The following is a 25,721-nucleotide window of genomic DNA, read 5'->3' on the forward strand; positions in this document are numbered from 1 at the left end:
AACTTTCAAACTTTTAAACCTTTAAACTTTTAAACTTATTCAAACTTCAAGTCCAGACCGAGTCCACGCAGCTCATGCACCAATACGTTGAACGATTCAGGGATGCCCGCTCTTGGAACGTTATCACCTTTCACGATCGATTCGTATGTTTTCGCACGGCCGATGATATCATCCGATTTGATCGTAAGCAATTCCTGCAGGATGTTGGATGCACCATATGCTTCCAGTGCCCAAACCTCCATCTCACCGAAACGCTGACCACCGAACTGGGCTTTACCACCAAGCGGCTGCTGAGTGATCAAGCTGTATGGCCCGATAGAACGTGCGTGCATTTTATCATCCACCATGTGGTGCAGTTTGATCACATAGATGATACCCACCGTTGCTCTCTGGTGGAAACGTTCACCGGTCTCACCATCATACAGGTAAGTGTGACCAAATTTCGGAATGCCTGCTTCAGCACAGTAATTCTCGATCTCTTCCGTAGAAGCTCCATCGAAGATCGGCGTTGCGAACTTCAGTTTCAACTTCTCACCAGCCCAACCCAGTACAGTCTCATAGATCTGTCCAAGGTTCATACGGGAAGGTACACCGAGTGGGTTCAATACCACGTCAACCGGCGTTCCGTCTTCGAGGAATGGCATGTCTTCAGCACGAACGATCTTCGCAACGATACCTTTATTACCGTGGCGTCCCGCCATTTTATCACCCACTTTCAGCTTACGCTTAACAGCGAGATAAACTTTTGCCAGTTTCAGTACACCGGCAGGCAGTTCGTCACCGATAGAAATATTGAACTTCTCGCGTTTGTAACGTCCGAGTTCTTCGTTGTATTTGATGTTATAGTTGTGCAACAGGATGTTGATCTGGTCGTCCACTTTCGCATCACCAGTCCAGCCAAGCGGGTTGATATTTGCATAATCAAGACCTGCAAGGTTCTTATTGGTGAATTTCGCGCCTTTACCGATCTGCACTTCACCGAAGTTGTTGCTTACACCTGTAGAAACGTGGTCTCTCAGCAGTGTGGTCAGTTTCTCCAGCAATACTTCGAGCAGGTCTGCTTCGTTCTTTTCGTGAACTTTCTCGAGTTTCTCGATCGCAGCTTTCTCGCGTACTTTTGCATTCTTGTCTTTCTTCGCGCGTTGGAAAAGTTTCTTACCGATCACGATACCTTCCACACCATTTGGTGCTTTCAGAGAAGCGTCTTTAGCGTCACCGGCTTTATCACCGAAGATCGCGCGGAGCAGTTTCTCTTCCGGAGTAGGATCGCTTTCACCTTTCGGAGTGATCTTACCGATCAGGATATCACCTTCCTTGATCGTGGCGCCGATACGGATAATACCGTTCTCATCCAGATCTTTGGTCGCTTCTTCCGAAACGTTCGGGATATCCGGGGTCAGTTCTTCTTCACCCAGTTTTGTATCACGCACTTCCAGTTCATATTCAGAGATGTGAACGGAAGTATACATATCTTCTTTTACAACCCTTTCGCTGATCACGATCGCATCCTCGAAGTTGTAACCTTTCCATGGCATGAATGCCACTTTCAGGTTCTTACCAAGAGCGAGTTCGCCATTCTGTGTAGCATAACCTTCCGTTAAGAAATCGCCTTTCACAACGTTCTGGCCTTTCTTCACGGCTGGTTTCAGGTTGATACAGGTTTCCTGGTTCGTTTTGATGAATTTAGTGAGCCTGTACACACGCAGATCTTCTTCGAAGCTCACCAGTTTCTCTGCTTCATCACGATCATAACGTACATGGATCTCATTAGCATCAACGAATTCAACAATACCATTACCTTCTGCGTGGATCTGGATACGTGCATCGCGCGCAGCTTTGCCTTCGAGACCGGTACCAACGATTGGTTCGTCAGGACGGATCAGCGGCACAGCCTGGCGTTGCATGTTTGATCCCATGAGCGCACGGTTGGCGTCATCATGCTCAAGGAACGGGATCAGGGAAGCACTCAAACCTACGATCTGGTTAGGTGCAACGTCCATGAATTCCACATCGCTTTTATCGAGGATCGGGAAGTCGCCTGTTTCGCGGCTGATGATCTTCTCTTCAACGAAGTTTCCTTTATCATCGAGTGGCGTATTCGCCTGCGCGATCTTCGCCAGATCTTCCTCTTCTGCACTCAGGAATTCCAGTTCTTTCATGTTCACTTTACCTTCTGTTACCTTGCGGTAAGGAGTTTCGATAAAGCCCATGTCATTGATCTTCGCGTGTACGCAAAGAGTAGAGATCAGACCGATGTTCGGTCCTTCCGGTGTTTCGATCGTACACAGACGGCCGTAGTGGGAGTAGTGTACGTCACGAACCTCAAAGCCCGCACGCTCACGGCTCAGACCGCCTGGTCCGAGTGCGGAGATACGACGCTTGTGGGTGATCTCGGAAAGTGGGTTGGTCTGATCAAGGAACTGGGACAACTGTGAGGTTCCGAAGAACGAGTTGATCACAGAAGAAAGTGTTCTTGCATTGATCAGGTCAACAGGAGTAAACACCTCGTTGTCACGTACGTTCATACGCTCACGGATGGTACGCGCCATACGCGCGAGACCAACACCGAACTGAGCATAGAGCTGTTCGCCCACGGTACGTACACGACGGTTGGACAGGTGATCGATATCATCGATCTCTGCTTTACCGTTGGTCAGTTTGACCAGGTATTTAATGATCAGGATGATGTCATCACGGGTCAGTGTTTTCTGATCCAGAGGAGCATCACGGTTCAGCTTGCGGTTGATCTTGTAACGGCCTACTTCGCCGAGATCATAACGCTTGTCGCTGAAGAATAATTTATCGATGATACCACGCGCTGTTTCGTTATCAGGAGCATCCGCACCGCGCAACTGGCGGTAGATGAACTGAACCGCTTCCAGCTCGGAGTTCGAAGTATCTTTATTAAGCGTGTTATAGATGATCGCATAATCACCGCCAACGTCTTCACGCTGGATGAATACGCTTTTCACATCCATTTCTGAGATCGTTTCAACGGCTTCGTCATCCAGAACTGTATCACGCTCCATTACGATCTCGTTACGCTCGATAGAAACCACCTCACCGGTATCCTCATCCACGAAGTCTTCCACCCATGTTCTGAGAACACGTGCAGCCAGACGGCGTCCAAGGTATTTTTCCAGTGTCTTCTTGTCGGTGTTCACTTCATCCGCCATACCGAAGAGTTCCAGGATGTCCTTATCTGTTTCGTATCCGATAGAACGAAGCAGGGTGGTTACCGGGAATTTCTTCTTACGATCGATGTAAGCGTACATCACGTTATTGATATCAGTAGCAAACTCCATCCAGGCACCTTTGAAAGGAATCACACGGGCGGAGTAGATCTTGGTTCCGTTAGGGTGAACTGACTGTCCAAAGAATACGCCGGGAGAACGGTGCAGCTGGGAAACAACCACACGCTCAGCACCGTTGATCACAAACGTACCACGGGGAGTCATGTAAGGGATGTTACCCAGGAATACGTCCTGAACGATAGTTTGGAAATCCACGTGCTCCTCATCATTACAGCTCAGGCGCAACTTTGCTTTCAGGGGCACAGCGTAGGTCAGACCACGCTCCATACACTCTTCGATGGTGTAACGGGGCGGATCGATGAAGTAATCCAGGAATTCCAGCACAAAGATGTTCCTCGTATCAGTGATCGGGAAATTGTCTTTGAACACCCGGAACAAACCTTCTATATTACGCTTGTCCGGAGTTGTTTCTAATTGGAAAAACTCTTTGAAAGACTGAATCTGGACTTCGAGAAGATCGGGAGTCTCAGCCAGATGCTTGATCTTACCAAAACTTACCCTTGGATTCAATTTTGTTGAAGACATATGTATAATAACCGGTTTAAAAAAGGTAATGACATACAAATCACGCCCAGCTCTCATTTTAGAAAAAACGAAAGACTGTGATTTTCAACTAGTTAACCATGATTCGGGATGTCAAAATATATTTGGCCAAAATAAAGGACTGCAAAAGTAAGGATAAATAACCATCCTACAAAAAAAATGACCTGACAAAAACCCCGCCAAAAAGCTGTGAAAAACACGCTGTTATGTTTCCACGGAAAAATAAATTGGGGATAAATCAGTTCATTATGAAAACGAAACAAAATTTTGGCGACTACCTGCAGTTTTCAAAAAAAGACCGGATCGCAATAATAATAATTGCCTCCATCCTCCTGACCGCTTTCTTACTGCCCTCCCTTCTTGAACATTCCGCATCCCTGCCAGAAAGCAAAGTTCCCAGAGACACCGCCTGGATCGCAGCCCTGAAAAAGCTGGAAAGGCCGGCAGCAGTAACCGGGCTGTATGAAAGGAACGAGGAAAACTCAAATGGAAAGTATAATGCGCAGCCGCTTGCAGACAGGTATAATAACGGGCATCAAGCCGAATTGTTCATTTTCGACCCGAACACCCTCGACAAAGCCGGCTGGGCAAGGCTGGGTGTCAGGGAAAAGACGATCGGGACGATCCATAAATATCTTGAGAAAGGCGGGAAATTCAGGCAGGCCGGCGACCTGCGGAAGATCTACGGCCTCCAGCCGGACCAAATAGAGCGCCTGATCCCATACATACGGATCAGCAGCGCTCATCCCTCTCCCATTCTTCCCGGAGCAGAAACAAGCCGGGAACGTGACAACTTCCGGGGTTCACGCAGTATCAGACCTGTCGATATAAATAAAGGTGACAGTCTTGCCTTTGAAAGCCTGCCAGGCATTGGCCCCGTACTGGCATCCCGCATCATCCGTTTCAGGGAAAAACTGGGAGGTTTCTTCTCCATCGTCCAGGTGAGAGAAACATTCGGGATCAGTGATTCCTTATTCTCGGTTATCAAACCATATCTACAGATAAGCGAACTTGATCTCCTGCAAAAAATCGATATCAATTCAATTGATCTGAACGGGCTGAGAAAACATCCATATATAAAATACGATGTCGCAACAGCTATTATTAATTATCGCACACAACATGGAATGTTCACTTCAGCAGAAAAACTAAAACATGTTCTTGCAATTGATGAAGTGTTGTATGAAAAACTTATCCCGTATTTCAATTTCAGTCAATGATTCTGGCTACACCCGGCGCGAACATCAGTTGTCTCAATCAGAGGTGCTCATTGATAGTAAAAAAAGAACTGTAATTAACGGCTACTACCTGTAGCCCGGGTAAGTTTATTAGCAGTATTTTAGCCCCTTATGAACGATGATTTTTGTAAATTGCAACAGGATCATCCGGCTGGTACTGTTCATCCAGTCACAGGGTATGAGGTTACTCAATCGTCAGTATAAAGGCCTGAAGTTGGCCTGAAGTTTACCTGAAGTTGGCCTGAAGTTGACCTGATGTTGACCTGACTTTCTCCTGATGTTTACGAGACCTTAACGAGACACATATCCAGCATCTGTATAGTGTCACTATATCTCCGCTATAGTGCTAACGTACCATCAACCTGAGTACGCAATTCGAAGACCGGCTGATGAGTGCGATAACTGTCTGCGAAAAAACAACGGATGCCTACAGCATGTTTCTTGAAACGGGCCGCCTCAATTCCAAACGGATCAGCGACCTGCTACTGTATTGCAAAAAAAACGCATCCGGGAAAATGTAGGTTATAACAAAACGTGAATAATCTGCTTTTACCTCAGGTAATCCTCTTCTAACTAGAAAAATCAACCGTAACAGATCATCATAAAACAGGGCCACCTCAATGAAGAGATGACCCTTGATTATTAACAACAAAAGAACTACATAATTTATTACCCGCTCTCTTATAAGTGAACTTCTCGTGGAAGCAGGTACGTGAGGTTTCCGCATCTCCCTGGGTCATCACATGGTAAACCACTTAATTTTCCGTAGGTGGTATTTGTTATACGAGCCGGAGCCACAGTTTTGCTGAAATCATATGCAGACATCGTTCACTACTGAAATTTCAAGAATATCGCCTGTCCTTGGCTGAAAGTAAGAAGCAATCATCTGTTCATGCAGTAGTACCTGAAGAAGTGCCTTTGATCGTGATGGTGGTACCACTAATTGAAGATCCGGCTTTGTCAGGGACTTTACCGGTAATTTGTCTTTGCTGAGCGATGATCCCTGAAGCGCAAAGCAGCAGCAAAGAAAACATCACAGGAAGTTTTCTCATGCGAAAATTAGTTTTGAAAGTTTAGAAAGAAATAATGGATAAGGTATATTCTCACTTATGCAGGCAATCGAAAAGGAATTTCATCAGGGATAAGAAGGAGGGCATGACTTGATCTTGGGGGAGATTGATATGATCTGGCCTTGACCTGAGACTAAGATATAGGATTCGTTGACAAAACATAACATATGTTAAAAGAATAGATAAAATATCGTACGGAGTACATTTTTTAAATTTTATTCAAGTTTTTTAAAGACTATACCAAATAAACCACTGCCCCGAGTGCCTGAGTGACAAAGGAGCTACGCAAAGAGCGCAAAGGTTCCGCTAAGAGCGCAAAGAAGAACTTAGCGGCCTTTGCGGGATCTCTGCGCCCTTTGCGATACTCCTACGCCACTCAACTTTACCCAGGCCCCGCTTCCAGGCCACCATTTCCGGTGCACGATGTCCAATAAAAAAAGGGCCGAAGCCCTTTGTAATTTAACCAGCTGCTGAATGATCCCAGCTGAACGGATCAGTACAGGGATCACATTTGAATTTTAATACTTTTCCAAGAGACTGAGCTTTCTTACCTTTCTTTACGAAAACATAAGCGAGGTCAACATACTCCTCTACTTCTTTACCTTCTTCATTACGGCCTTTAACAACTACTGAATAATATTTGCCGTTCTTATCTGCTTTCATGAAAACCTCGTTAACAGTTATCCTCGCCATTGTTTCGTTCTCGCAACAGCTGCACCATAAAATGATCGTAGACTCTTTCTTTAAATAAGCAACTGCTTTTTCCGCCTGTTCGCGTGTTAACGCAGCAAGCTGATCTGCTTTGGCGAAGAATGTTGTCAGAAGCAATGACAATACAATGAGTGATTTTTTCATTGAGAAACGTTTTGTTTTTGGTGCTGCTGATGGATCAAATATTATACCCAAATCAGGTTAACGGTCATTTCAAAACATTTGTACTATCGAATAACTTAACGGAAACTATTATGTTGCGTATCCGATCAGTCGGGATACCTGAAACTTCACTTCTCCCAGCTTCCCCCGGCTTTGAGTCTGACAACAGTGGGGCGTTGTTTTGATCCTGGTGTACTTTTACAGTCCGGTCTTCTTGCTTTTTATTTAGTCGAAATATTTTATCTGTAACTCTCCGCGATAATCCGCACTGTTCGTATTCGCAGTTTTGCAATTTATCGCCCTGCCTCTGTCGTCATACTGCCAGTTATATAAAAGAGCATTTTCTCCATTAACAGGAGATTCAACAAATGATCCATCAGGTTGCGCAGTAAAATGCTGCAGCTTAAGTTTAGTTACAGATCCTTTCGCTAGCATCAGGGTTTGCTCAAACCTCTCTGGAATGCTTAATACCGATGGTGTAAAATAACCCGGACTCTGATCTGCATAATATAATCTCCAACGCATATCCCTGCCGACCAGTTTTTCTAAAACATAGATGAGATAACTGTTGGAAGCATTATCTGTTGATACGTTATAATGATGTACTAAGCGGTTGCCTGCGACAAGGGAATGAACAGTATCGCTCATTCCCGTCAGTTTATGACTGGCGTCATACGTGTACGCAATGTTATGCCCGTCAAGACCCAAGCTCATCAATTGCTCACGCTGGGAAACCAACAAGGCATCCCGGTTGAAAGTAAGCGTGAGGAATACTGCGGAATTGTCAGTCGATTCAACCAATATTTTCTCACCTCCGTCCGGAGATACTGACCTGTTTGCTTTTTGTAAAAGGATTTTATCATTTTTCCAGATCTCGAATTGACCTGCTGCCGGTCTTTTAATGATTACAGAATCCAATGACCGTGATGTTCCATCAGAAAAGCTGATCACGATCTTCACCAGGTTTCCATCATTGTCATAATGGTGTCGACGGAAGTTTTTATCAGACAGGCTAAACCATTCGGTAACTGTTCTGTTCGCTGCATCTTCTGTAATAATGCATATATTCTTTGCTGAACTTCCTGCAGTTGAATAGGACGTTGCCAGCTCAAGCAACTTTGTCTCCTTATCCATTAATAGCGGGTCGGAAACCGGTGGTGGAAGATCATTATCACCAGAACATGAAAAAGATATTGGTACAAGAATGATAAACAGGCAAAGACGGAGTAACGGTGTCAGGTGAGTAAATTGGCTCATTGGCATGATATGACAAATATAATAACGCCACCAGAAAGTGCAAATCGATTGATTTTTCAATGAATGAATCCGGTCGCTTGCCCGCATGTCGTGCTCTGGCAGCACAAAAAAACCCCGGTTCAAAACCGGGGCTTTATCCCGGCTCTGAACCGGGAGAATATTCTTTATTACAAGAATTAAGCAACTTCTACGTCAGCACCTGCTTCTTTCAGTTTAGCAGCGATTTCGTCAGCTTCTGCTTTAGAAACACCTTCTTTAACTGGTTTTGGAGCACCGTCAACGAGGTCTTTCGCTTCTTTCAGACCGAGGCCAGTCAGATCTTTAACGATCTTAACTACGTTCAGTTTAGAAGCACCACCGCTTTTCAGGATAACGTCGAAAGCAGTTTTCTCTTCTGCTTTTGCAGCACCACCGCCATCAGCAGCTACTACTACTGCTGCTGCAGCTGGCTCGATGCCATACTCAGATTTCAGGAAATCTGCTAATTCTTGTACGTCTTTTACAGTCAGGGCCACCAGGCTCTCTGCTAATGCTTTAATGTCTGCCATTGTTTGAAATTTTTCCCGTCTTCATTCCCCTTACAAGGAGTCCGACGGAGTTTAAAAAAATTGTTTTTCCGTTTTTTAGACACTACGGAGAGTGCTGTTATTAACTCGGAATAAAAAGGAAAAGCTGAATAAAGAAACAGGCTTTTTTTACTTTTTACTTTTGAATTTTTACTTATTCTGCAGCAGCAGGTGTCGCTTCCGCTCCGCCAGCTTTCTGCTCGTGATGGTGCAACAAAGCAGCCAGTACACGTTTTGCAGGAGACTGCAGCAATCCGATAACTTCGCCGATGAGCTCGTTCTTCGTTTTGATCTGAGTCAGTGCTTTCAGTTGGTTGTCGCCAGTGTACACATCACCATTGATGAAGGCAGCTTTCAATACTGGTTTTTCACCATTGTTTGCTTTACGGAAAGAGCTGATGATCAGAGCTGGTTCTTTAGGGTTCTCAGAGAACATCAGCGCAGTTACTTTATTCAGCGCTTCGTAAACACCTGAATATTTTTCAGCATCCAGAGATTCCAGTGCTTTTTTGATCAGGGTGTTCTTAGCTACTTTCATTTCCACTTGCTTGCTGAAGCATTCGCGGCGGAGTTTGCCAACCTGCTCAACAGACAGTGATTCTGTATCGGCGATATAGAAGTTGTTATATTGGGAGAACTTACCTTTCAGCAGTTCAATCACTTCGTTTTTTTGATCTTTAGTCATGATAATAAGTTTTTAAACCACTTAAGATTAGTGAACAAATGCTTTTGTATCGATCGCAACACCAGGGCTCATAGAGCTGGCCATGCTGATGCCTTTCAGGTAAGTTCCTTTTGCTGTAGCAGGTTTTGCTTTAATGATAGCATTAAGCAGTTCCTGGCTGTTTTCAGCAATTTTTTCAGGAGCAAAGCTGATACGGCCGATAGAAGCGTGGATGATACCCACTTTGTCAACTTTGAAAGCGATCTTACCACCTTTAACATCATTGATAGCTGTTGCCACATCGTTGGTTACCGTACCTGTTTTAGGGTTTGGCATCAGGTTACGTGGGCCTAACACTTTACCCAGCTTACCGATCTTAGGCATTACAGACGGAGTAGCGATGATCACATCAACGTCTACCCAGCCGCCTTCGATCTTAGCAACGAATTCGTCCAGACCAACATAGTCAGCACCGGCGTTCTTTGCTTCAGCTTCTTTATCAGGAGTACAGAGTACCAACACTTTTTTAGTTTTACCAGTACCATGAGGTAAAATAACCGTACCACGGATAGCCTGGTCAGCCTTCTTAGGGTCTACACCAAGACGAACGTGCAGGTCAACAGAAGCATCGAATTTGCAGGTAGTGATTGATTTTACCAGTGCAGATGCGTCTTTTAAGCTATATTGTTTATTGCCATCGACTTTACCGTTGACAGCTTTTCTTTTTTTAGGGATGAATGCCATTTTGATTCGAGTTTAGTTTTCCTCCTTCGCTACGCTTTGCCGGACAAGCCGCTTACGTTCCGAATTTGGGTTTGATTAATTAGTTCTCCCATGGAGCTTTACCGTCCACGTTCAGGCCCATGCTGCGAGCTGTACCAGCAACCATTTTCATAGCGCTTTCTACAGTAAAGCAGTTCAGGTCAGGCATCTTGTCTTTCGCGATAGCTTCAACCTGATCCCAGGATACTTTACCAACTTTCGCGCGATTGCTCTCTTTTGAACCTTTCTGGATTTTAGCAGCTTCCATCAGCTGGATAGCAGCAGGAGGAGTTTTAATTACAAACTCAAAACTCTTGTCAGAATAAACTGTGATCAAGACCGGGAGTACTTTTCCCATTTTGTCTTGTGTGCGGGCATTGAATTGTTTGCAGAATTCCATGATGTTCACACCTTTGGAACCCAATGCCGGACCGATTGGAGGTGCAGGGTTGGCCTGGCCACCTTTGCACTGAAGCTTTACAAAGCCTGAGATTTCTTTTGCCATTTTAAAATACTTTTTGGTGTTAACGACTGTTCTTCCACCTTCGGTGGCTTACTGGGTCTCCCATTGTCCCCCCGGACTTGATCCGGGGTCTCCCCGTTTTACCGGGTACTCTTAAAGAACTCTTTGGGGCTGCAAAGGTAGGTAGATTAAGGGATTTCCGGAAGAGTTTGGGCAAAAATCTTAGGCACCTGTATTTGATATAGCAACTACCTGGTTTGCTGCGTGTTGCGAGGAGACATCCAGGGCAACGCTTTTGGGATACCTCTTTGAACCTATGCAGGTCCGTTCAAAAGATGTAACCTAACGGCAGATGACCAGGGTGGGCCTGAAATTGATCAATTGCCGGTAGTAGAAAAATGTCGTTCCCTTCACAACCAGAGGATCATTTCTTTAAAAAATCATCATACACGGATTGCATCATCGCCTTACCTGCTTCGATCTGCTTGGCGCCCGTCGTACCCTCCCGTTCAATAGGGCGTTTGCCGATATTGTCAAAAACCAGCCTTCCCGTGCTGTCCACAAATCCGAATGCATCATTGTAGGTGAAAAATGCCCAGGGTTTTACAGCCGGGTCAAATACATTTTTGCTGAATGGGAATTTGGTTTTATCTAATCCAAACTGAGCAGAAATAGTTGCGGCAATATCGAGCTGAGAAACGTTCTTTTCGATCACCACCCCTTCCCGGTTCAATGCTCCACCAAGCCATAACATGGGCGTGCGGAAATCATCTGCACGATGATCTGAGTCGGGAAGAATATGTCCATGATCACCCGTAATAATGACCAGCGTATTCTTCCACCAGGGCTGAGTTTTACATGAGTCAATAAACTCTCCAATCACCGCATCTGTATAATGCAGCGAGTTCATGAATTTTGCTTTTGTATCCATCCCCGGAAATACAACGGGAACAGGCGTTTCAAATGGTTCATGGCTTGTGAGCGTAAGCCACGCTGCGAAGAACGGCTGCTTTTCCTTATCCAGGTCGTGCAATACCCTTTTCATTACAACTCCATCATGAGCCCCCCATTTTGAGTTCATGTCCTTCGCATCGAAATCACTTTTGCCGATGATGGGATTAAACCCTCCCTGCAACAGGTAAGATTTAATGTTGGCAAACTCAGGTTCTCCCCCATAAAAGAAAGGCGTTGTGTACCCTTTTTCTGAAAACAAATGTGCAAGCACCTGCAGCTTGATCGACTTCGCCGGCGAATGAATGATGGTGCCATTTGGCATGGCGGGATAACCACTGAATATCGCAGGCAGGCCTTTGTAGGTACGATCACCACTCGCGTACATGTTATTAAAATAGATCCCTTCTTTTCTCAATTGATTGAAACGAGGTGTTACCTGCTGATCACGGATCGATACATGCAATGCTTTTTCAGTAAAACTTTCCCATACAACTACCAACACGTTAATAGCGGAATCGGATGAACGAAGAACAGATTCCGTCAACGGTCCTTGCTGATACAGACTGTCCGTGACCTTCTTTACCGTTTCTTCAGACAGATACAGGTAAGGGTTATGAGATGCGGCGGCTTTACTCATCGCACTACGCAGCAGGTTCCATACCGGATTGATGGCCGCCTGGTTCGCATAGTTATGCGTTGAGAAGTAAACACTGCTTTGGTTCAATGGCGTTTGCTGCAGTCCTCCTCTGATAGGGATGATCAGTGCGCCGGTAAACAACAGCAATGCTACAGCAGTATGTGGCTTGTATCTGTTTTGCTCCTGGAAGAAGACGCGCTTGAGGATAAAGACAAAGCAGAAATAGAACAATGCATAGGCCACAGCGAAGGTCAGACCAACAAATACAAGCGGAATATGGCTGATCGACGCGTAAGCTTCTTTAGGGGTAACCACGAACCGGAGCGGCGTCATATCCAAACGGACACCCCAGGAGGAATAGATCTCGAGATCAGCCAAACAGATGACACAGACGATCAGCAGTACAATAACCGTATAGATCCTGTAAACGGGCAGCCGTTTGAAAAAACGGATCCAGAGACTCAGAAGCACAAAAAGGCAAACCGGAGCCGTAACGTAAGCTGCAACGGACATGTCCATCTTTAATCCGTAGCAAAGGCTGCCGAGAATGGTACGGAAAGGCAATTGTTTGGTTTTGCTGAAATGGTATAACAGGAACACCACCCGCATGAGGTCGAAAAAGAAGACCCAGCTAATAAAATAGATCAGGATGAATTTGAATTTGGCAGCCATTATCTGTGCATCACATGCACGTGTTTGGTTTATGTCTTCTCCTCGGTGTGGTCCTTTGGGGAAATGAAAGAAAGGTGCAAAATTAAAACTTAAAGGTGTCAAAAGGTGCAGCTGGCGGGAAAGTCTCTTAGAGGTTTCTAATTTTAACGTTTGGAGGAAGGAGGAAAAAAGTTTAATAGTTTAAGGGTTTAAGGGTTTAATAGTTTAAGAGGGGTAGGGTAGGTTAGGCTGGGAGGTTTAGAAGGTTTGGGAAGTTTGGCAGGGATAATTCCATGATTTTTAAATAGGATTGTCTCTCTTAACCTTTTAAAATGATCTTAATCCCCGCGCCCTTGAATGTATAAAACATCTTAAACCCTAAACACATTAAACTATTAAACCCTTAAACTATTAAACTTTTAAACTCCCCCTCCCCCCCGGAAAGCGCAAAGCCACTCCTTTCGGAATGGCTTTGACAAATTATCTATGGGGATCTTTTTAGCTGATCTTTTCAACCTGCATGTAGTTCAGTTCTACCGGAGTTGAACGACCGAAGATCTTAACGGTAACTTTGAGTTTCTTTTTCTCGTCGTTTACTTCTTCGATGACACCATTGAAGTCGTTGAAGGCACCTTCGATGATCTTGATGGTTTCACCTACGATGAATGGTTCGCTAACGCTTACGCCACCGGCTTCGGCCATTTCATCCATTTTACCGAGCATTTTATTTACTTCGGCTTTACGGAGAGCGATAGGGTTATCTTTTCCGAGGAAGTGGATAACACTATTGGTGTTTTTGATAGTATCGCGAAGATCGTCATTGAGTTTGCCATCGAGCACCTCGATCATTACATAACCGGGATAGTAGTTGCGTTCACGCACAACCTTCTTTCCATTGGCAACCTTGTATACTTTTTCAACTGGCAGGAATACTTGCTTTACAACTTCGCTCCAGCCGCCGCGTGAAATCTCCCTGTCGAGGTATTCTTTTACCTTTCTTTCCTTTCCGCTCACGACACGAAGCACAAACCACTTTGTCTCCTGCTGCTGTGCGTTGTCTGTAGTATTTGCCGTAGTAGCTTCCATTATTTAAACAGTTCGTTGTAAACTAATTTCAGTACGCCACCGGCACCGAGGTCCATCAGAGAAACAAGGGCAGTGATCACGAGCGTTGCTGCGAGAACGATCATGGTAGACTGCTGGAGCTGAGCCCAGTTCGGCCAGGTCACTTTCTCCGTCAGTTCCTTGTAAGACTCTTTGAAATAGGTTGATATCTTGTTCATGCTCTTAAAGTTAAGAGTTTTAAAAGTTTAAAGGTTTAAAAGTGAAAGAGTTTAAATTCCAGGCCTAAAATGCATTTTAAACCTTTAAACTTTTGAACTTTTAAACCTTTGTTTGCACGGGCAGAGAGATTCGAACTCCCATCAACGGTTTTGGAGACCGCTATTCTGCCGTTGAACTATGCCCGTATAATACAAAGTACCCGGGATGTACCCAAGTACTTTGTAAATGTATATAAAGCTTGTCGTAAGTCCTCTTTTTGGGAGGAAATAGATTGCTTATTTGATGATTTCAGTCACCTGACCTGCACCTACTGTACGGCCACCTTCGCGGATCGCGAATTTCAGACCTTTTTCCATCGCGATAGGCTGGATCAGTTTAACTGTCAATGAAGTGTTATCACCAGGCATGATCATTTCAGTACCTGCGTTCAGCTCAACTTCACCAGTTACGTCAGTTGTACGGAAGTAGAACTGAGGACGGTATTTGTTGAAGAACGGAGTGTGACGGCCACCTTCATCTTTGCTCAGTACGTATACTTCGCATTTGAATTCTGTGTGTGGAGTGATAGAACCTGGTTTGCAGATTACCATACCACGACGGATCTGAGTTTTCTCAATACCGCGGAGGAGCAGACCTGCGTTGTCTCCAGCTTCACCTGAATCAAGGATCTTGCGGAACATTTCCACACCTGTGATAGTTGAAGTCAAAGGAGCTTCGATCAGACCTACGATCTCAACACCTTCACCAGTTTTGATACGACCTCTTTCGATACGGCCGGTAGCAACAGTACCACGACCAGTGATAGAGAATACGTCTTCAACTGACATCAGGAACGGAAGATCAACCGGACGTGGAGGCAGTGGGATATAAGTATCTACAGCATCCATCAGTTCAGTGATAGCACCAACCCATTTTTCGTCACCAGCGAGTGCGCCAGTAGCAGAACCTTTGATGATTGGAGTATTGTCACCGTCAAAGCCACGTTTAGTCAGCTCATCACGGATTTCCATTTCAACGAGATCCAACAGTTCAGGATCATCAACAAGGTCAACCTTGTTCATGAATACCACGATACGAGGAACACCTACCTGACGAGCCAGGAGGATGTGCTCTTTTGTTTGTGGCATAGGACCGTCTGTAGCAGCTACTACGAGGATTGCACCATCCATCTGAGCAGCACCTGTGATCATGTTTTTTACGTAGTCAGCGTGACCCGGGCAATCTACGTGTGCGTAGTGACGAGTGTCAGTTTGATATTCTACGTGTGCAGTATTGATCGTGATACCCCTTTCTTTTTCTTCAGGAGCACCGTCGATTTCGTCATATTTTTTCGCTGTCGCAAGACCTTTTTTTGCAAGGATCTCTGTAATCGCGGCAGTCAATGTGGTTTTACCATGGTCAACGTGACCAATCGTACCAATGTTTACGTGGGGTTTGTCCCTCTTAAAGGTCTCTTTTGACATTGTTATCTGTTTTTAGTTGTGTTTACCCAATTATTGTTTCTTATAATGAGCGGTAATATCACTATTAGCCGCTTTCTTCCCATCTTCGATTCACTCCTTCCTCATTGATCTGGCTTAAGAGCCGCTAGTGAGCTTTTAAACTCACCACCTTCCCGGTCGCCCGTCGGACCTGAGCCCATTGATAAGACTCAATGAGCCGTTAGTGAGAATCGAACTCACGACCTCTTCCCTACCAAGGAAGTGCTCTACCACTGAGCTACAACGGCTTTCACCCAAAGTAGACAAGCCGTTGTTGCTGGTTCAATCCAGCTGGTCGATTCTTGTCTGTGATCTCTGTGGAGCGGGAGACGAGGCTCGAACTCGCCACCTATAGCTTGGAAGGCTATCGCTCTACCAAATGAGCTACTCCCGCTTTTGTTCCTTTTCTAAGAACTCTCAATTAAGCGTTCAAAGGTTTAAAAGTTTAAATGTTTTATCTGAACTATTAAACCTTTAAACCTTAAAACTGTCTTCCCCGAAGGGTGTGGGCAGAGAAGGATTCGAACCTCCGTACTCGTGAGAGAACAGATTTACAGTCTGTCGCCTTTAGCCACTCGGCCATCTGCCCATCCAGAGCCACCTGCCAGAATCGAACTGGCGACCTACTGATTACAAATCAGTTGCTCTACCAGCTGAGCTAAGGTGGCTTGTGTCCCAAAAATCTGTCTGCTGGTTAACTAAGACAGAAAACGTTAAAGAACTACTCCCCGTTTTTGGGAAGGCAAAGGTAAGGGAAATTAAATACGAGAAAAAATTTGTGAAAGAAATTTCTGTTGAAAATCAACTTTTTTTTGCGGATAGTTTCAATTCTTACGATGGTTGATGCCCCATGGCCGTTGGCCGGGTGCTTCGCCATTCGACAAGGTAATTTTGCGATGGCATTTTCTAACATCAGATGGCTTCAAAAACATTACAAACTTTCAAATCGCGAAGCTCCCTGTCATCGGACAACGGACAACCGACAACGGTCAACGCACAATGCGTACCGACAGCGGTTACTAAAAAACAAAAACCCGGGGTTACCCGGGTCTTTGCTGTTTTTAGGCAGCTTGCTTTTCTTTTTTTCGCTTTATCTGTGTTACGATAGAATCAAATGCATTGTCGAATGATCCTTCAAATGATTTACTGGTTGACTTTACAAAAAATTCGTGGCGCGGAACATGAATTCTGATCTCAGCAATTTTGTCTTTGATCGTATGAACCACGTTATCTAATTTCAGATACACCTGAACCTGTATGATACGATCATGAAAAGTGTTGAGTTTTTGTAATTTTCGGTTGATGTACTCAACTAACCTTGCATCCGCATCAAAGCGAACTGTCTGAATGTTTACGTTCATAGTCGTCTTTTTTTAAAACATGAAACAATTAAAATAAAGAACTGATCGCCACTGTAGTCAACCTCCAGTGACTCCTATGAAGTTACTGTAAACAGAACGCTTTTGCAACAAATTTTTTCTTAAAATAATATTGTGTAAGGAGGCATTTTTTTATGCCTTCGGATGTGCTTTTTTATGTACGTCTTTCAGCTTCTCGATCGTTGTATGCGTATACACCTGGGTCGCCGCCAGGCTGGCATGACCAAGCAGTTCTTTAACCGCATTCAGGTCGGCCCCGTTATTCATCAGATGGGTGGCAAAGGTATGCCGCAAAACGTGTGGGCTTTTTTTATCAAGCGTACTTGCCTGCCCCAGATATTTATTTACCAGGATCCAGGCATACTTTGGGTATAGCTTCTTCCCTTTCTCCGTTACCAGCAGAAAGCCTTCCTCCGGCGCTTCAAACTCCTTCTTCTTCCACTCCCGGTAGTCATTTATGCTTTTCACCACATCCTCACTGACCGGGATGATCCGCTCCTTATTCCCTTTTCCCAGCACCTTGATCCGCTGACGGCCCAGGTCAAGCTGCTTTTCTTTCAACCCTATCAGCTCACTTAACCGCATCCCCGTCGCATAAAACATCAGGATAAGCATTTTCGCATTCAGACTTTTCCAGTCCTCCGAAGCCTGGCTGAGCGAACTGATCAACTCCCTTGTTTCTGACTCCTTCACAAACACCGGCAGCCGCTTGCTGATCTTTGGGGAGATCACATTTGCCGTCGGCAACACACCAATCTCACCCCGCCGCAGATGGTACTTAAAAAAAGAACGCAGACTTGAGATCTTCCTGTTGATCGTCCTCGAACTAAGCTTTAACTCTTTCAACCCGGCCAGCCAGGTCCTGATAAAGCCATGCGTGATCTCCTTTAATCCCAGCCCACTATACTCCTTATCCATAAAGGACCAGAAATCAACCAGATCGGTCTGGTAAGAAATGATCGTATGCTGAGAATACCTCTTCTCATATTTTAGATAATCCAGAAAGGGTTGTATGCGCAGGTCTGTTTCTTGCATGAAGTCCTTAAAGCTACAAAGAAAGAAATGAAGAAGGCCGGGCCGGTTGGGAGAAGTTTGGGCGGTTGGGGAAATTTGGAAGATTTCAAAAGTCTCCGGATCGCTTATCCGCTCTGCCCTCTTTCCACTCCTTCCCTCTTAGCTAAAAAAATAGCTGCTGGACGACAGTCCCGCAGCTATGCTCTTATTGATGATGATCAGAACGATTAAACGTCGATCTTTCCGCTTGCTATGTTTTGCTTGTAGATTGCTTTCAAAACCTCACCACGGCGCTTCACTGAAGGCTTGGTAAAACTTTGACGCTCACGCAGTTGCAACAAAGTCTTCGATTTCTCGAATTTCTTTTTGTACTTCTTCAGCGCCTTGTCGATGTTTTCGCAATCTTTAGAATCAATAATAAGCATGTTAAATACCTCCTTGGTATGTTTTTTTAGGAGCGGCGAAGATAGGAAGGTTTTTTGAAAAAGAGAAACTTTTTAGAGAGACTACTAACGGCATTAACGGACCGCGGACCTTCGGTGAAGCCTGCCTTGTGTTCCGTTTTGGAACAGCCTGGTGATGAGGGCCTTCACACCTGCAGGCGACCGTCCCCGGTCTGCCGTCCACGATCCGCTTTTCGCATTCCTTTCATAGCTTTGCACCATGTTTACAGGAATCGTTGAAGCAACAGGAAGGATCAAAGAAATAACACATAACGGCACAAACAGTACCTTTTGGGTGGAATCGCCCCTTTCTCCGGAATTCAAAATAGACCAGAGTGTGAGCCATAGCGGCGTATGCCTCACCGTAGAGGAGGTCAAAGACGGAATGCACCGGGTGACCGCGATAAGCGAAACCCTTGAAAAGACAAATCTGAATAACTGGGTCAGCAACTCGATCGTAAACATCGAGCGGTGCCTGCCGTTTAATGGCCGCCTGGATGGTCATTTCGTCCAGGGCCATGTTGATACGACCGGCACCTGCGTCGCCAAAACCGATAAACAGGGAAGCTGGGAATTTGACATTGAATTCCCCCGTGAGTTTGCCGCATTGGTCATCGAAAAAGGATCGATCAGCCTGAATGGGATCAGCCTAACGGTATTCAATGTAAAGGAAAACCGTTTCACCGTTGCCATCATCCCCTACACTTATACTCACACCGATATCTGCGATGTGAAAACGGGAAGCGTTGTCAATCTTGAATTCGATATCCTTGGAAAATATATCCAGCGGCATATCTCGCTTAATCCCGCACTGAAACCCTAGATCACCCGAAGACGGTCTTTCAAACGAAGAAACGGCGTTTCCAGGTAACGGAAGCTCAGATAGGCTACTGAAAAGTTGAAAGCAAAGATCACCGGCACCACCAGCAAAGGAGAAATGACTGTTCCTGAATGAACGATAAACTGCTCAAAGGCGGTGATGCTGATCCCGTGAAAACAATAAAGCCCAAATGATATACGACCGGTCAATATCAAAAACCGGTTTCGCTGCAGAATGCCGGTACGGTTTTCATTTCCTAACTGCTCAATGAGCAACAGGCAGAGATATGTGATAAACAAAAATCTGTTCAATAAATTTAAAAGATCCGTTTCCACCTTCAGCTGGATAAAAAAGAAAACCGTTAGCTGGATCAGGGGCCAGAGATAAAATACTTTCAGCCTCCCTCCTCTGAGTCTTTCCGTCCAGGTTATTAATGATGATCTGCCAGTGTACAGCAAGGCAGCCAATCCTCCCATAGCAAAATCCACACAATAGGTCAGCGTATGAAAGTAATGGCTGATCCCGGATCGATGGCAATAGATGGAAAACCCAAGGCTGACGATGGTCAGTACCACAAAGATGACCCGCAGGTATCTGAAGAAAAATCGCATGACCAGGCCGAGAAAAATATAGAACTGTTCTTCTACCGAGATCGTCCACAGGATCTGCAGAAAGAACACCTGTTCGGCTTTATAAAAATTAGCAATGAAGAAATAATAATAAAATGGATCAGGCATACTCATCGGGTGGCCTGCGCGCGCCGCAACCGGAGCCAGTAAAAGAAATGAAATGGTCAGCAATAGAAAATACAGCGGCCAGATCCTCAGGATGCGCCGTTGAAAAAATTTACCCAATGAAACTCTCTGTTGCTTTTGAAATTCTTTTACCCCAAGCCAGGTGAGTAAAAAGGAAGAAAGAATAAAGAACACATCGATCGCCAGCGGCAACTGATCATAATAATACAGGAACAATTTAGCCAGAACAGATTCTCCGCGTTCGGGATGGACTGCATGAAAAAAGAAGATCGCTAAAAACGATAGCCCTCTTACCGAATCAAGTTGAGGAAAATAATTGGTTCTCGTCATCAGCCATCTTTGATTGTCGGATAAATGCAGCCGCTTAGTGAAACGGGGCTGACTGCAGTGGTTGCCCGTCATGCCCGGCGAAAATAATTTGTTTTAATAAAAAACCCCGGATTTGATCCGGGGCTTTTATGAACTGTTTTATCTCATCAGGTACATTTTACCGTAACCGTTATTAAAGAATTTATCAGTGTTATCATTATCGGCTTTGTATTTATCAAGTGCCTTGCCGTGCTGATTGGTGATCACCCGATAGAGATACACACCGTTTGCCAGCTTTTGTCCGTACTGATCAGTTCCATCCCATTTGAATTCTGTGATGTTCCGTCCTATATGCAGAGGGCCCAATTCTTCTTTCGTAATATCCCGAACGATCTTACCCGTAATGGTCAGGATCTGGATCCGTATATTCTGCGGCACTTCCGAGCCTGTCAGCGTGAATACGAAAGCCGTAGATGTGGTGAACGGGTTGGGGTAGTTCAGCATATTTGAGATCATTGGCTTGTTGATCACTTTGAAGTTAACCCGATAGGCTACTCCGCCTGCTGAATTTTCACTCTTATCCTTACCCGTCAGCAGGAGTTCATAATCCCCATCCTCGTTAAAGAACGGTTTGAAGTCGATACTTGCAGAATTTTCTGTGTTAGGCGCCTGGTTAGCTGCATGGAACTGCAATGTGTCCGTGTTGGCAAATGAATAGCTGCGTGTAACTCCGCTCGGGAATCTCACCTGAACTGACACGAGGCTTGGATCATCCAGTGGCATCCATTTAGCTTCGTCCTTCAATTTGATCAGTATAGATGGTTTGGAAGATACGATATCACTGTTAAGGATATGAATTCCATCAAACGTAACATCAAGTAATGGTTGCAGTGTATCCGGCCTTACATACACCGTCTTGAATGCATAGTTATTGAACACATAATGTTCTGGCTGCGTTCTATCCGGATTGAAATTGATGTACAGTGTATTGTCTCCGGCGAAGTTTTTTGTATCGATCGGTATATTCACCTGGAGGACTTCGCCCTTATTCAGCGGCTTTTGGTTCGGCACCGGTATCAGGTGCTCCACATTATGCCTGTCTGTAAGAGAGATATTGACCTTAATGCTGTCGAAAGGAATATTGCTGACGTTCTTGAAGCCGATCCCTACATTGAGCGGCTCGCCAACATCCACAGTATCTTTTATGTTCAAAAATGTATTGGAAGCGATCGCACCTTCGGGAACAGGATCATAGGTCACCATCCAGTATTTGAGCTGGAATGGCGTGAAATTGACAGAGTCTCTTGTGTGCAGTCGAAGTTTTATATTAGGGTAAACGGCTGCATCTATTGAGGCGAGTGAAGCCGTAAGGTTTCCTTCTGTAACGGTTACCAGGGTATCTACCTGACCGCTGGTCCGCACACCAAGTACCTTGATCTCCGGATGATCAGATGTAGATGGTTCAATGGAGCTTCCGTTCCATTTCAATGTCTCCCATCTTGTTGAAGGTCCTATCAGGTCTGACTCCATTGAGCCGTCTGGTTGAACACCGCGGATCTCAAAGATCGCTACGGGCAATTCATACTGGTACGATGATACGATCTCTTTGATAGGCTGTGTATCACCCTTTTTTACTACGAAAATGAATGGAACATATGATGTGATAGCTGGCAATTGCGTAATACCTAAAGACTGAATCTTATGATACAGAGATTTGCCCGAACCAAGGGTCATTGTATCGTTCAACCATACAGGAGGTAAAATAGTGGAACCATAACCGCTATTGGTCATAATGATATAATTCCCGTCAGGTATCTGGTCGATAAAATTCATAGCATTTTGCCTTCCGGTAGTACCGGCAAGGTCAAACAGGAAAAACCCCGGCAGAACGGTGCTGTTAAGCGGAGTGGGATTATAACTTCCGTACAGGCCGGTAGCTCCCTGGGAAACGTTCTTCCATGGTTTGTTTGTAGTTCTGTCAATTACGTAAAAACGGATGGAGTTAGCGTTCACTGCAAGCGGGGAATAGAAGCCTGCCTGTGCCCTCACACCGTTTATGGCCAGTGAATAGTTACCTGTCTCATGTCCGGCCTGGTAGACCCCGGTCTTAACGTCTATATCGCTGACTGATTCAGTGAATCTGAATTTCCTGTCTTCGGTATATCGAATTTTGTCAAACTTATTTTTCAGGAACTGATAGTAGTGCGCTTGTGAGTAGCCAGGCTGGCCATTGGCGATATACTGGAAGGAAGAGTAGTTCCAGACGGGTTCGCCGGCAATGTTTGCTGGTGCAACTCTCCAGTAATAGACGCTGCTGTCCGTCAGGCTCATGGGTGGATGAAATTCAAAGACCCCGCCAGCGGATGTCGCATTGCTTGTCGTCATCAATGGCGAATTAAACGCCTGCGTGGTGTCTACTTCCACACGGTAGTTCCGGACGGGCGCGAAAGGATTGGCAGATGAAGCTACAAGCGTAGGACTTGTTTCATTAACGATCGTATAGTTGAACGGGGAGACGGGTCGCACATCATCTTCAATGATATAAAAGTCTTTGGTGACGATATTGTTCGTCTCATACAACTCATCTATCTCATTCGCTTCGTCCAGTGTAACAGTAAGTTTGTTAAGTCCAACATCCCTGGAGGCCACTATCGGAATAGTGTATGTCAGTGAATCTGCATACTTGCGAAGAACGACAGTATCTCTTCTGATCAATTCGGTTGTATTATCGGGATAGGTCCTTCTCAGGGACACAATAAACTTTTTATTTACGGTTTTACCAAGATTCGCGTATTGGGCGACGACCTTGAATTCCGTTTCTGAAATAGGAATAAATGCCGGCGTAACCTTCACCATTTGTGCTTCAACGGCGAGATCAGGCTTTTCAAAACTGTATGGCTTTACCGCAGGATCACCATGAAGGGTGAATTGCTCGCACTGGAAACGCGCATAGAAATCTTCACTGCCGGTAGAGCTCAGCATCTGGGTAATCGCTTCATCCATGATATCGCCAAGGGCGCGACCATAATGCGTTGAAGTCATCGCCCGGTAGAACCGGGTATTATATATATCCAGGTAGTGAACAACTCCAAGGTGGGTACTCGCAAGGAAAGCGACGGCGCCCTTTCCCGGAGCCAGCACATAGTTTTCCGAGATCGTTTCTTTGACTACCAGTCGCGCTTCATTATAGAGATAAAAATTACCCGCATTACAACCCATGACAATGAAGATGGGGTACTTCCCTGAGTTATCGTACGCATTCGGATTATCCAGGTTGAACTCCAGTGTTGTAGCAGAGGAGTGGCCAAAATAGGTAAGTATGCCTACGCCTGCGCGGAAAAGATTTGAGATCTGCGTAGAGCTGACCTGCTGCACAGCGTCAGCGGAAGTTTTGGTGAATGTGCTTACATTTCCCCCGTAGGCGGTGTCTTCAATGATCCGTTTATGACCATTGAGTGCATCGGCCAGCAGCCTTGATGTTTCTTCATCACTGGCTCCGGTAACATGAATGATATTTTTTTTCCAGCCGGCATCTGCCACGCCGGGCGCTGTCTGTTTTGCTATTTGTTCGTGCGTTTTAAGCTTTTCGAGGTAAGCGGTGATCTCAGCCTTATTGATAACAGCTAACCTGCCTATCGGCACAAGGGGAACTGAACTGTTACCCTGAGCTGTTAGCAGATTATCCGAAGCGGGATTACCGAAAGTGGGCACCAATTGCAACTTCGCCATATTTGCGAGATATTCTCCATTACGGTACGAGGCATAGGTCACCCCTTTCCCGATGAGCAGAACGTAGCGGGGTTTAATCGTATTTTTCTCTCTTGCCCTGCGGACAAAATTGCGGATAGAAAGCGGGTGCATCTTTATACCAAATGCATATTGATCGATCAGCTGATCCATCAAATATACTTTTGACGTAAATCCACCACCAGCGGCAGAAGATCTGTACTGGCGATAGTCTTCAACAGGGTCTCCGGCACCGGATGCTGCTGTCAATAGCGAACTCGTAATGATCAGGAAATCTCCCTGACTGGCTGTGGACGAATAATCAATAAAATCGCGACGTTCCATTTCGCTTATCACCTTGATATTGGTGGCAGCCTCACTTACAAGTACGAGCGATCTTTCTACAGATGAAGGTTGCAATAATACTTTGAGTAATCCAGGCGTAGCTGTATTCATTTCGTATCTTCGCCCATTGGTCAGATCATATAATACAGGGGCACCTCCTGAATAGGAGAAATTTGAAATTTCCAGATAATTACCGGCAACATTTGCGGGAAGGGTGAATGAGAAATTTGCAGCACCGCTGAAGTCAAACCGGTGAGGGTACGTGAGTTCCAGTTGCGCAACGGTCATGCGGTCGTTGGAGAATGCACTGAAGCTGGTAACCTCAATATTCGCTGTGCCGCTGGCAATGGCAGAAACCGGGAAGATCTTGCCTGTTTTGGTATATTCAAAATAATCGAGTGAAGCTCCCAGAATAGAATCCCCATTTAAACGGATCCTGTAGCGACGCTCATTCATGATTGCTCCGCACATATTGATTCTGAATGTTGCAGAGGGGGCTCCGCTTCCTGAATATACATTAAGACCGCTTAACATGTAAGACTCACTTGATTGTGGGCCGATGTAACCACCCGTCCAGCCTTCACCATAATCATAAGAAGATGAAAACACTGTACTGGTCAGCACCTGTTCCGCACGTCCCGGATTGATCTGCGCACGCGGATAGCGTCCTTCAACATGCATAAAATATGGCTCAGCGGGAAGAGTATTGGATGCTACATTATTAGCAGTGGGTAAAAGACGGAAATTAGCACTGGCACCGTTCACTGTCAGAAAGTAGGCAGCTGTATCTGTCTGAAGGCTCCAGTGATCGCTGATCTGGTAGTCCGATTCCCTGTACAACGGATTATCCGCCTTTCCGTCATTCATTTCACCCCAGAACTCGATATAGTCGGCAGCCCCCAGCACACCTGTCTGCACAGATGTATAGATCGGTACCTGCTTACCATTTCTCCAAAGCTGGAAATGCTCCGCATTGGTTGATCCAAGGTTCATTTGGCTCAGCAGGGATTGTGGCAAACGGTGAAGTCCCGTTGCGCCTACTTTGAATTTATAATAAGTCCTGGAGTAGTCGATCCATTCGTTATTATAAGTCTGGGCTCCGGCAGTCAGCGACAAAGCGGTCAACCAAACAAGTAAAAATCTCTTCATTGAACGGTGTTTATGTAGTAGTAC

The 25,721-nt window shown here is 45.3% G+C and carries 19 protein-coding genes and 5 tRNA genes; 2 read left to right on the forward strand and 22 right to left on the reverse strand.

The genetic code is table 11. The features are described from left to right. Positions 1 to 35: 35 nt before the first annotated feature. A complete protein-coding gene (gene rpoB, locus LZZ85_RS15980) occupies positions 36 to 3,839 on the reverse strand; it encodes a DNA-directed RNA polymerase subunit beta (RefSeq protein WP_237873966.1) in 3,804 nt (1,267 codons plus the stop codon). A 266-nt stretch (positions 3,840 to 4,105) separates the two neighbouring features. On the opposite strand from rpoB, the gene LZZ85_RS15985 reads away from it, so the two are divergent. After that, a complete protein-coding gene (locus tag LZZ85_RS15985) occupies positions 4,106 to 5,077 on the forward strand; it encodes a ComEA family DNA-binding protein (protein ID WP_237873973.1) in 972 nt (323 codons plus the stop codon). Between the two features lie 908 nt (positions 5,078 to 5,985). On the opposite strand, the gene LZZ85_RS15990 is transcribed toward LZZ85_RS15985, so the two are convergent. From LZZ85_RS15990 to rpsU, 19 genes are all read right to left on the reverse strand, one after another. After that, positions 5,986 to 6,147, reverse strand: coding sequence for a hypothetical protein (locus LZZ85_RS15990; RefSeq protein ID WP_237873974.1), 162 nt, complete (start codon positions 6,145 to 6,147; stop codon positions 5,986 to 5,988). Between the two features lie 477 nt (positions 6,148 to 6,624). Further along, positions 6,625 to 7,020, reverse strand: a complete 396-nt coding sequence (locus tag LZZ85_RS15995; protein ID WP_237873975.1) for a hypothetical protein — start codon at positions 7,018 to 7,020, stop codon at positions 6,625 to 6,627. Positions 7,021 to 7,263: 243 nt separating this feature from the next. Beyond that, a complete protein-coding gene (locus LZZ85_RS16000) occupies positions 7,264 to 8,295 on the reverse strand; it encodes a hypothetical protein (RefSeq protein WP_237873976.1) in 1,032 nt (343 codons plus the stop codon). 176 nt (positions 8,296 to 8,471) lie between these two features. Continuing rightward, positions 8,472 to 8,843, reverse strand: a complete 372-nt coding sequence (gene rplL / locus LZZ85_RS16005; protein WP_237873977.1) for a 50S ribosomal protein L7/L12 — start codon at positions 8,841 to 8,843, stop codon at positions 8,472 to 8,474. A gap of 172 nt (positions 8,844 to 9,015) precedes the next feature. Next, entirely contained in the window at positions 9,016 to 9,546 is a 531-nt protein-coding gene (rplJ, locus tag LZZ85_RS16010; RefSeq protein WP_237873983.1) for a 50S ribosomal protein L10, read from the reverse strand. A gap of 27 nt (positions 9,547 to 9,573) precedes the next feature. After that, positions 9,574 to 10,269: a 50S ribosomal protein L1 gene (gene rplA, locus LZZ85_RS16015; protein ID WP_237873985.1), complete on the reverse strand. Its 696-nt coding sequence runs from the start codon at positions 10,267 to 10,269 to the stop codon at positions 9,574 to 9,576. Between the two features lie 79 nt (positions 10,270 to 10,348). Continuing rightward, positions 10,349 to 10,792 (reverse strand): 50S ribosomal protein L11, encoded by a 444-nt coding sequence (gene rplK / locus LZZ85_RS16020; RefSeq protein WP_237873986.1) that lies wholly within the window; start codon positions 10,790 to 10,792, stop codon positions 10,349 to 10,351. A 382-nt stretch (positions 10,793 to 11,174) separates the two neighbouring features. Further along, complete coding sequence (locus LZZ85_RS16025) at positions 11,175 to 13,013, reverse strand: LTA synthase family protein (RefSeq protein WP_237873990.1); 1,839 nt, start codon at positions 13,011 to 13,013, stop codon at positions 11,175 to 11,177. A gap of 477 nt (positions 13,014 to 13,490) precedes the next feature. Beyond that, positions 13,491 to 14,078 carry a transcription termination/antitermination protein NusG gene (gene nusG / locus LZZ85_RS16030; RefSeq protein ID WP_237873991.1) on the reverse strand — a complete coding sequence of 196 codons (588 nt, stop codon included), beginning with the start codon at positions 14,076 to 14,078 and terminating at the stop codon, positions 13,491 to 13,493. Then, positions 14,078 to 14,275 carry a preprotein translocase subunit SecE gene (secE, locus tag LZZ85_RS16035; protein ID WP_237873992.1) on the reverse strand — a complete coding sequence of 66 codons (198 nt, stop codon included), beginning with the start codon at positions 14,273 to 14,275 and terminating at the stop codon, positions 14,078 to 14,080. Before secE ends, nusG begins: the two co-directional genes overlap by 1 nt. Positions 14,276 to 14,390: 115 nt before the next feature. Beyond that, positions 14,391 to 14,461, reverse strand: a tRNA-Trp gene (locus tag LZZ85_RS16040). A gap of 90 nt (positions 14,462 to 14,551) precedes the next feature. After that, positions 14,552 to 15,739: an elongation factor Tu gene (gene tuf / locus LZZ85_RS16045; protein ID WP_237873993.1), complete on the reverse strand. Its 1,188-nt coding sequence runs from the start codon at positions 15,737 to 15,739 to the stop codon at positions 14,552 to 14,554. A 194-nt stretch (positions 15,740 to 15,933) separates the two neighbouring features. Beyond that, positions 15,934 to 16,005, reverse strand: a tRNA-Thr gene (locus LZZ85_RS16050). A gap of 70 nt (positions 16,006 to 16,075) precedes the next feature. Further along, positions 16,076 to 16,151: transfer RNA gene (locus tag LZZ85_RS16055), tRNA-Gly, on the reverse strand. A gap of 112 nt (positions 16,152 to 16,263) precedes the next feature. Then, positions 16,264 to 16,346: transfer RNA gene (locus LZZ85_RS16060), tRNA-Tyr, on the reverse strand. 6 nt (positions 16,347 to 16,352) lie between these two features. Beyond that, positions 16,353 to 16,425: transfer RNA gene (locus LZZ85_RS16065), tRNA-Thr, on the reverse strand. 393 nt (positions 16,426 to 16,818) lie between these two features. Beyond that, positions 16,819 to 17,118, reverse strand: a complete 300-nt coding sequence (locus LZZ85_RS16070; protein ID WP_237873994.1) for an HPF/RaiA family ribosome-associated protein — start codon at positions 17,116 to 17,118, stop codon at positions 16,819 to 16,821. A 150-nt stretch (positions 17,119 to 17,268) separates the two neighbouring features. Further along, a complete protein-coding gene (locus LZZ85_RS16075; RefSeq protein ID WP_237874001.1) occupies positions 17,269 to 18,171 on the reverse strand; it encodes a tyrosine-type recombinase/integrase in 903 nt (300 codons plus the stop codon). A gap of 206 nt (positions 18,172 to 18,377) precedes the next feature. Then, positions 18,378 to 18,575 carry a 30S ribosomal protein S21 gene (gene rpsU / locus LZZ85_RS16080; RefSeq protein WP_237874009.1) on the reverse strand — a complete coding sequence of 66 codons (198 nt, stop codon included), beginning with the start codon at positions 18,573 to 18,575 and terminating at the stop codon, positions 18,378 to 18,380. A gap of 238 nt (positions 18,576 to 18,813) precedes the next feature. Between rpsU and LZZ85_RS16085 the strand changes: the two genes are divergently transcribed. Then, positions 18,814 to 19,416 carry a riboflavin synthase gene (locus LZZ85_RS16085; RefSeq protein WP_237874011.1) on the forward strand — a complete coding sequence of 201 codons (603 nt, stop codon included), beginning with the start codon at positions 18,814 to 18,816 and terminating at the stop codon, positions 19,414 to 19,416. Here LZZ85_RS16085 and LZZ85_RS16090 read toward each other — a convergent pair. After that, complete coding sequence (locus tag LZZ85_RS16090; RefSeq protein WP_237874018.1) at positions 19,413 to 20,498, reverse strand: acyltransferase family protein; 1,086 nt, start codon at positions 20,496 to 20,498, stop codon at positions 19,413 to 19,415. The two genes, LZZ85_RS16085 and LZZ85_RS16090, sit on opposite strands and share 4 nt — an antisense overlap. A gap of 138 nt (positions 20,499 to 20,636) precedes the next feature. Continuing rightward, positions 20,637 to 25,697, reverse strand: a complete 5,061-nt coding sequence (gene porU2, locus LZZ85_RS16095) for a putative type IX secretion system sortase PorU2 (RefSeq protein WP_237874027.1) — start codon at positions 25,695 to 25,697, stop codon at positions 20,637 to 20,639. Between the last annotated feature and the right edge of the window lie 24 nt (positions 25,698 to 25,721).

It is taken from the genome of Terrimonas ginsenosidimutans (genome assembly GCF_022012415.1).
Taxonomy (GTDB): Bacteria; Bacteroidota; Bacteroidia; order Chitinophagales; family Chitinophagaceae; genus Terrimonas_A; species Terrimonas_A ginsenosidimutans.